8 protein-coding genes are annotated in these 7,950 nt (G+C 71.0%); 2 read left to right on the forward strand and 6 right to left on the reverse strand.

The window, feature by feature from the left end; translation table 11 throughout:
- Nucleotides 1–186 precede the first annotated feature (186 nt).
- Together VF092_23785 and VF092_23790 are read left to right on the forward strand one after the other, a co-directional pair.
- Nucleotides 187–639 (forward strand): PTS sugar transporter subunit IIA, encoded by a 453-nt coding sequence (locus tag VF092_23785; protein ID HEX6750335.1) that lies wholly within the window; start codon nt 187–189, stop codon nt 637–639.
- An 18-nt stretch (nt 640–657) separates the two neighbouring features.
- Nucleotides 658–1,014, forward strand: coding sequence for a C4-type zinc ribbon domain-containing protein (locus VF092_23790; protein HEX6750336.1), 357 nt, complete (start codon nt 658–660; stop codon nt 1,012–1,014).
- A 169-nt stretch (nt 1,015–1,183) separates the two neighbouring features.
- Here VF092_23790 and VF092_23795 read toward each other — a convergent pair whose 3' ends face one another.
- The 6 genes from VF092_23795 to ptsP all read right to left on the reverse strand — a co-directional run.
- On the reverse strand, nt 1,184–1,693 hold the full coding sequence (locus VF092_23795; GenBank protein ID HEX6750337.1) for a hypothetical protein: 510 nt from the start codon (nt 1,691–1,693) through the stop codon (nt 1,184–1,186).
- 380 nt (nt 1,694–2,073) lie between these two features.
- Nucleotides 2,074–2,856 (reverse strand): DNA repair protein RecO, encoded by a 783-nt coding sequence (recO, locus tag VF092_23800; GenBank protein ID HEX6750338.1) that lies wholly within the window; start codon nt 2,854–2,856, stop codon nt 2,074–2,076.
- Between the two features lie 15 nt (nt 2,857–2,871).
- On the reverse strand, nt 2,872–3,876 hold the full coding sequence (locus VF092_23805; protein HEX6750339.1) for a hypothetical protein: 1,005 nt from the start codon (nt 3,874–3,876) through the stop codon (nt 2,872–2,874).
- Nucleotides 3,873–4,412, reverse strand: a complete 540-nt coding sequence (locus VF092_23810) for a bifunctional nuclease family protein (protein ID HEX6750340.1) — start codon at nt 4,410–4,412, stop codon at nt 3,873–3,875. Before VF092_23810 ends, VF092_23805 begins: the two co-directional genes overlap by 4 nt.
- 481 nt (nt 4,413–4,893) lie before the next feature.
- On the reverse strand, nt 4,894–6,075 hold the full coding sequence (gene metK, locus VF092_23815; protein ID HEX6750341.1) for a methionine adenosyltransferase: 1,182 nt from the start codon (nt 6,073–6,075) through the stop codon (nt 4,894–4,896).
- A 67-nt stretch (nt 6,076–6,142) separates the two neighbouring features.
- The coding region (gene ptsP / locus VF092_23820; GenBank protein HEX6750342.1) for a phosphoenolpyruvate--protein phosphotransferase at nt 6,143–7,950 on the reverse strand (1,808 nt) is incomplete at its 5' end.

A 7,950-nucleotide genomic window follows, 5' to 3' on the forward strand; every position in this document is an offset into this window, starting at 1 on the left:
GGCTCATCGAGCCACGACCATCGAGTGCCGCATAGGAAACCGCGCCGTCTCTCCCCCTGTTCCCTGTCCCCTATCCCCTGTTCCCTGCTGGTTTTGACAGTGCGGAGGACGGCGGTTACATTGGCGCGTTCCGTTTCCGGAATCCCGGACGCGGTTTTCACATAGATCCGAACCGTGACTGAACTTATGGAACTTCGTGAGTTCTTGGCCGAGGACGCGATCCAGCTCGACCTGAAGGGGGAGAGCAAGGACGAGATCCTGAAGGAGCTCATCGGCTTGCTGGGGGTGGACGAGAAGAGCCAGGGCATCCTGTTCAAGATGCTCAAGCGCCGCGAGAACCTGGGCTCCACCGGGATCGGGAAGAACATCGCCATCCCGCACTGCCGCTCGCTGGTGGTGAACCGCCTGCGCCTGGCCTTCGGGCGCAAGCGGGGCGGCGTGGACTACAAGGCCATCGACGACCAGCCGGTGAGCTACTTCTTCCTGATCGTGGCGCCGCCGCTGGAGGTGAGCAACCAGTACCTGCCGGTGCTGGGGCGCATCGCCCAGTTCGCCAAGGAGACGGACGTGACCGAGCGGCTGGCGCAGCTGCAGGACCCGCGCGAGTTCCTCGCACTGCTCGAGGAAAAGGGCGTCTGAGCGAGGAGACGAACGCACATGCATCCCAATCTGGAAACGCTGCTGGAGATCCAGGACCTGAAGTCGCAGCGGCGCGAGCTGGCCGAGGCCGGCGGGCGCGAGGTCCAGGAGCAGGTGTTCGGGCTGAGCGTGGACGACGCCGTCCACGAGCTCGACACCAAGATCGCCGAGATGGAGGGCACGCTGCCGCCGGCTGTGCTGAGCCGGTACCGCCGCGTGAGCGCGCGGATGCCGCGAGTGGTGGCGCCGGTGATCAACGGCACGTGCTACGGCTGCTTCGTGGCCGTGCCCACCGCGCAGGCCAGCGACGCCGAACGCAACGCCGAGATCCGCATCTGCCAGAACTGCGGCCGGTTCCTCTACCACGTCGACTGAGGAAAGTAGTCCTGAGTCCTGAGTCCTGAGTCCCAAGTAACTGAAGGCCGGCCCGATGCTGCTGCGTCGGGCCGGCTTTTTCGTGCGCCCACTCAGGACTTAGGACTCAGGACTCAGGACTCCGAAAACGAAGAAGCCGGCCCTGGCGCTTGCGCGGGGAACCGGCTTCTCAGTGCAGGAAGGGAATCGGGAAGCGAGACCGCCTGCGGGGACGCGTGACCACCATCTTGATGTAGTCGGTGTTGCCGTCCACCACCAGCTCGCAGTAGTACACTCCCGTGGGAACCACCCTGCCGTTCAGGTCCCTGCCGTCCCAGCGGGCCTGCTTCCGCCCGGGCTCGGTATAGGGGAGGTTGTTCACCGGCACGTCGGGCCCTCGCGGATGGCCCACGGCCTTGGGTATGGCGACAAGCTGACGAAAGATGTTCACGATCCGGATGGAGACGACCCGGCTGCCTCCATGCTGGAACAGGCTTTCCTCCAGGTAGAACGGGATGTATGTGCCCGGGTTTGCGGGGTTCGGATAGTTCTGCTCCAGGTGAAAGCCCTTCTGGGTCACCACGGGCCGGCTTCCGGCGGGGTCCTGCGCCCGTGCCGCGGGGGGGGAGAGGAAGCCGTAGATCACCAGGAGGAGGAGCAGAACAGGTGGGGCGCGCCGCATCAGCACCTCTCTGTTCATGCGTTTACCGTCGCATTCGCCTCCTGGATCGCACGGGTCGTGACGGTGGAAGTGTAGGGTTGACCTCAGTATATCCGCCGCGTCCGCAGCGGGTCAAGCAGACTACGGACGGCGCCGCGGAGTCCCGCGCGACCCGCCGTCTACCCCGCTCGCGCCGCGAAGATTCACCCTCGCAACGCCCATCCTGCCGTACCGACACGCATCCCTCCGCCGACCCCTACCGGCCACCGGCGACACCGATCCTGTCCGGCCGATTCCGCCAGCCGGGATGCGGGGCAGGCGATCTTTGATTCTCTCACAGAGGACACGGAGGACACAGAGGCACAGAGCCCGCGTCGTGTACCTCCGTGACCTCTGTGTCCTCTGTGAGAGACCTTCTTTCAGTCGTCGTCCGCCTCGCCGGCGTCTGCGGGAACGGCGGCGGCGAACTGGTCGAGGAAGAGCTCGAGCGATCGGAAGGGGCGGTCCTGCTGCACGTGCGTCTCCAGGAACACGCGCAGGAGCGCGCGGTGCAGCCCCGCGTCGGCCAGCGGCTCCGCGGGCGCGCGGCCGCGCACCATCGCGTGCAGCTCCGCTCGCGACGCGGCGGGGACGATGCGCCCCGCCACGCGGCAGCGCGTGCAGGCCACGCCGCCCGCCGTGGTGTCGAAGCGCACCGGCTCGGCGGGCACCAGCGGGCGCTCGCAGACGATGCAGTGGTCGGTCGTGGGCTCGAAGCCGAAGAGCGAGACCAGCGTCCACGCGCCGGTCAGCGCCGCCCGCAGCGCCTCGTCGGCGTCGCCCGCGGCGGCCATGGCGTCGAGCGCGGCGGCCAGCGCCTCGTAGACCGCGGGGTGCGACTCCTCCGTCCCCGCGTGCAGCACCAGCTCGGCCAGCAGCGACGCGCCGGCGAACGCGGCCAGCGAGCGGCCCAGCGCCTGGCGGCTGCGCAGCAGGTCGAAGCCGCTGAGCGTGTGCAGGTCGCGCCCGTAGCGGTAGTAGAAGGTGGCGTTCCCCTCGGTGAACGGCTCCAGCACGCCGCCGTACCGGCTCTTCGGCCGCAGCGCGCCCTTGGCGATGACCGACACCAGCCCGTGGTCCCACGTGTACAGCCGCAGGATCTTGCTGGTCTCGCTGTACGGGAACGCCTGCAGCACCAGCGCCCGCGTGGTCACCAGCGCCACGGCTCGCCCCCTCCCCTACCCCGCCGCGCGCCGCCGGCGCGCGGAGAGCACCGTGCCGCCCACGAGGATGGCGCCGGCGATGGCCAGCGCGGCCCAGCGCGGGTCCACCGGCGGCGGCTGGGGGCCGCGCCAGTCCAGCGCGGCGCGCGCGTCGGCGCGCAGCCCGGTGGCGGCGTAGCGGGTGAACTGCACCCCTTCGGCCTCGAACGCCACGCCGTCGCCGAGCCCGCGCGCCTTCACGTCGGGCGCGGGCTGGCGCACGTACACGTTCAGCGAGTCGGTCGCGCGGCCGAGGGCCACGGGGAGGCGCTTGACCTTCGCGGGAAGGCGGTAGCGGAAGATCAGCTCGCGCTCGCCGGGGATCAGCGGCTGGGTGAGCCAGGCGCGGTCGCCCATGCGCACCATCCCGCCGCCGCCGGTGCGCACGCTGTCGGCGCGGTCGCCCTCGCCCGCCTCGAACGACTCGCTCCCCGGCGGCAGCTGGAGCGAGACGACCGGCTTCTGGTCGGGCACCAGGGTGCGGCGCGCGGTGTTGCGCAGGCGCACGATCTCGCCCACCTCCATCGTCCCGTCCATCGCGGGGATGAGGAAGACGTCGCGGCGGACAACGCGCACCGAGTCGGCCATCGCCAGCGACGAGGTAGTGTCGTAGACGGTGATGTCGTAGCCGCCCGACGGGTCCTCGGGGTGCACCGCGGGGCCGAAGTAGCGCACCCCGTCCGCGACCGCCGTGGCGAAGAAGACGGTGAAGCCCGCGGCCGAGTCGACCGGCGGGAGGGCCACGCGGAAGCGGCCGTCGGCGCCGGAGACGGCGGAGTCGATCTGGCCGCGGGTGTCGCGGGTCACGCGGTGCAGCTGCACGGCCACGCCCGGCGCGCCGCGGCCGTCCTTCACCACGCGCCCGTTCAGCACGCGCTGGGCGGCGAGCGGCGAGGTGGCGAGCAGGGCGAGGAGAAAAACGAGCGCGAGGCGAGCCGCCGTGCGGCGGGCCGCCTCGCGGGTCGGGCGGAAGCGGGTCACGGGTTGAAGCGGCCCAGGTCTTCGGGGTTCAGGCGGCGCAGGTACTCCTGCAGCTGCTCGGGCGACAGGCCCGCGCCCGGCGGGAGGTCGACGTCGCCGTCGGGCCCGTCGCCGGGCTCGGGCGGGGCGATCTCGAACGCCGCGGTGGTCAGCAGGTCGTCGCCCGCGAACAGCTGCGCGCGCGTGCGCAAGGCGATGGCGATCGAGTCCGACGGCCGCGCGTCGACGGTGAACAGCTCGTCGCCGCGCTGGATGACCAGCTCGGCGAAGTAGGTGTTGTCCTGCACGCGGGTGATCAGCACGCGCGTGAGCACGCCGCCCAGCCCGCCGATGATGGAGGGGAAGAGGTCGTGCGTGAGCGGGCGGGCGAACTTCATCCCCGCCAGCTCCATGGCGATGGCGCTGGCCTCGGCGGGGCCGATCCAGATGGGCAGCACGCGGTCGCCCTCCTCCTCCTGGAGGATGACGACGGGCGACTTGGTGTTCTGGTCGAGCCCCAGGCTCTGTACCCGTACCTTGATCATCGCTCCGGCCATGCGTGCGGCGGGGTGGGACCGGCGTTGTCCGCGAGCCGCGTGCGCCGCCACCCACCCCGATCCGTGGCTCCCATCTCCCCGGGCTCTCTCTACGAAAGATAACGACGAACTGCGGGATTCGGGCGTGTCCCCCGCTGCGCGGGGGCCGGGCTGCGCGCGCCGTAGGCAACGATACTACTGTTGCCAACGGCGCCGGGCCCCCGCCGCGCCCGGCATCTGCGCGAATCTCCGCATCACATCGCGCGCGGCGGTGTCCCGGCCCTCCGGGCGCGCATCCCTCACGCAAAGGCCCGTCGCCGCGCTGAGTTCTCCCCTCCCCTGCGCAGCGGGGGAGGGGCCGGGGGAGGGGGCCACCCCGCGGCCGCGCGAATCCCCGCCACCCGCGTCGATCTCCTCACCCCTACCTCTCCCGGTACGGGAGAGGTGGCGAGCCTGAGCGAGCCGGAGAGGGCGAGACGGAGAGGGCGAGCCGAGAGGCTCGCTACGACGCCTTCGCCGCCGTCCGCAGGTCGTCCACGCGCGGCGTCTCCTCCCAGGGGAAGAGCTTCACCTCGCCCTTGCCGTTCGCCGACATCTCGCACCTGCGGCCGAAGTGGCCGTACGCGGCGGTCGGGCGGTAGATCGGGGTGCGCAGGCCCAGCGACTCGATGATCCCCTTCGGCGTGAAGTCGAACACCTCGCGCAGCGCACGCTCGATGGCCGCCTCGTCCGCCGTGGCCGTGCCGAAGGTGTCCACGCGCACGGAGACCGGCTCGGCCACGCCGATGGCGTACGCCAGCTGGATCTCGCAGCGTCGCGCCAGCCCCGCGGCCACCACGTGCTTCGCGGCCCAGCGCGCGGCGTAGGCGGCGCTGCGGTCCACCTTCGTCGGATCTTTGCCGCTGAAGGCGCCGCCGCCGTGCCGCCCCATCCCCCCGTAGGTATCGACGATGATCTTGCGGCCGGTGAGCCCCGCGTCGCCGTGCGGGCCGCCGATCACGAAGCGTCCCGTCGGGTTGACGTGGATCGTCGTCTTCTCCCGGTCGAACAGCGCGTCGGGGAGCGAGGGGACGATCACGTGCTCGATCACCTGCCGGCGGATCTCGTCCTGCGTCGCCTCCGGGTCGTGCTGGGTGGAGACGACGACGGTGTCCACGTGGACGGGGCGGTCGTCCTCGTAGACCACGGACACCTGCGTCTTCCCGTCCGGCCGCAGCCACTCGATCGCGCCGTTCTTGCGCACGTGCGCCAGCCGCTCGGCCATGCGGTGGGCGAGGAGGATGGGGGTGGGCATCAGCTCCGCGTTCTCGTCGGTCGCGTAGCCGAACATCATCCCCTGGTCGCCCGCGCCGCCGGTGTCCACCCCCTGCGCGATGTCGGGGCTCTGCCGGTCGATGGTCGTCATCACCGCGCAGGTGTGCGCGTCGATGCCGTACTGCGCGTCGGTGTAGCCAATCGACTTGAGCGTCCCCCGCACGATGGCGGGGATGTCGACGTAGGTCGAGGTGGTGATCTCGCCCGCCACCACCGCCACGCCGGTGGTCACCAGCGTCTCGCACGCCACGCGGCCGCGCGGGTCGTCGGCCAGGATGGCGTCGAGCACCGCGTCGCTGATCTGGTCGGCGATCTTGTCGGGGTGCCCCTCGGTGACCGACTCGGAGGTGAAAAGCTGGCGGCGGGCCATCTACGGCGTCTCTCGAAACGGGGATGCGCAGGTCGCGGAAGTTCGCTGGCGGCGGGAAGATACCGGCTCAGTCCTTGGCCGACAAGCTCCACGGGCCGGTGAACTTCCCCAGGTCCAGCACCGCGCCCAGGCGGTCGGTGAGCGCCTTCAGCACCGCGTCGGGCGTGGGCGCGCGGAGCGCCTCGGCGACGGCCGCCTCGGCGTCGGAGAAGGCCACGGAGCGGATCACCTTCTTGATCTCCGCCAGCGAGGCGGGGCCCACGGAAAGGGTGTTCACCCGCATCCCGATCAGCATGAACGCGGCGACCGGGTTCGCGGCCACCTCGCCGCACACCGCCACCTCGATCCCGGCCTCGCGCCCGGCGCGGGCGACCATGTCCATCAGCCGCACGACGGCGGGGTGGAAGGGGTTGTAGAGCCGCGCCAGCCGCGAGTTGCCGCGGTCCACGGCCAGCGTGTACTGCACCAGGTCGTTGGTGCCGATGGAGAAGAAGTCCACGTGCTTCGCCAGCTCCGGCGCGCTGAGCGCCGCGGCCGGCGTCTCCACCATCGCCCCCAGCCGGTACTCCGGGGGGACGTCGTGCCCCTCGGCGCGCAGCTCGGCGATGGACTCGTCGATCAGCTTCCGCGTGGCCTCGACCTCGGCGATCTCGTTGATCAGCGGGAGCATGATGCGCACGTCGCCGTGCTTCATCGACCGCAGCAGCGCGCGCAGTTGGGTGCGGAAGATCTGCGGCTCGTCGAGGCAGACGCGGATGGCGCGCCAGCCGAGGAAGGGGTTCTCCTCGGGCGCCATGTGCAGGAACGCCGGGAACTTGTCGCCGCCCAGGTCGAAGGTGCGAATGACGACGGGATCGCCCGGGAAGGCTTCGGCGACGCTCCTGTACGCGCGGTACTGCTCCTCCTCGCCCGGCGCGGTGTTGCGGCCGACGACCAGGAACTCCGTGCGGTACAGCCCGATCCCGCATGCCCCGTGGTTCCTGGCGCTGGCCGCCTCGCCGGGGAGGTCGATGTTGCTGCGCAGCGCGAACTCCACCCCGTCCCTGGTCCGCGCGGGGAGGTGGGCGAGGAGGACCAGCTCCTGCTCCCACTCGCGCACGGCGAAGTCGCGCTCGCGGTACCCCTGCACCTCGGCGGGCGAGGGGTCGACGATCACCCGGCCGCTGCGCCCGTCCAGGATCACCTCCTGCCCGTCCCTCACCTGCTCGGAGAGGTCGCCCAGCGACACCACGCAGGGGATGTCGAGCGAGCGGGCCAGGATGGCGCTGTGCGAGGTGCGCGTCCCCTTGTCGGTGGCGATCCCCACCACGTGCTCGGGGTCGAGCTGCACGGTGATCGACGGGGTGAGCTCGCGCGCCACCAGGATCACGTGCTTGAATTCGCCGCGGCTGGAGATGTCGGGGTCGGGCAGGTCCATCAGCCGGCGCAGCACCCGGGTCTGCACGTCGGCCAGGTCGTTCAGCCGGTCGAGCACCATGGGGTGGGAGCTGTGCGAGAGCTGCGACTCCCACTCCAGCACCCGCCACTCGAAGGCGCGCTCGGCCGAGAGGTGGTTCTCGCGGATGGTGGAGATGGTCCCCTGCACCAGGTCGGCGTCTTCGAGCATCAGGATCTGCGGCTCGAAGATCTGCGCCTCCACCTCGCCCATGGCGGCGGCGGTGCGCGTCTGCAGCTCGCGGATGCGCCCCTTCGCCCACTCGCAGGCGTCCAGGAAGCGCTGCACCTCGTGCTCCACCTGGGCGTCGGGGATGGTGGCGATCGTCCCCTGCACCAGGTCCGCGTCCTCCAGCATCAGCAGCTGCGGCTCGAAGATCTGCGCCTCGACCTCGCCCATGGCGGCGGTGGTGCGCGCCTGCAGCTCGCGGATGCGCCCCT

The organism is Longimicrobium sp., assembly GCA_036377595.1.
Lineage (GTDB): Bacteria > Gemmatimonadota > Gemmatimonadetes > Longimicrobiales > Longimicrobiaceae > Longimicrobium.

What these genes read in the sequence shown, in the direction of transcription:
- VF092_23810 (HEX6750340.1), bottom strand. Translation starts at nt 4,412, where the DNA reads ATGGCCGGAGCGATGATCAAGGTACGGGTACAGAGCCTGGGGCTCGAC.
- VF092_23785 (HEX6750335.1), top strand. Translation starts at nt 187, where the DNA reads ATGGAACTTCGTGAGTTCTTGGCCGAGGACGCGATCCAGCTCGACCTG.
- VF092_23795 (HEX6750337.1), bottom strand. Translation starts at nt 1,693, where the DNA reads ATGAACAGAGAGGTGCTGATGCGGCGCGCCCCACCTGTTCTGCTCCTC.
- metK (HEX6750341.1), bottom strand. Translation starts at nt 6,075, where the DNA reads ATGGCCCGCCGCCAGCTTTTCACCTCCGAGTCGGTCACCGAGGGGCAC.
- VF092_23790 (HEX6750336.1), top strand. Translation starts at nt 658, where the DNA reads ATGCATCCCAATCTGGAAACGCTGCTGGAGATCCAGGACCTGAAGTCG.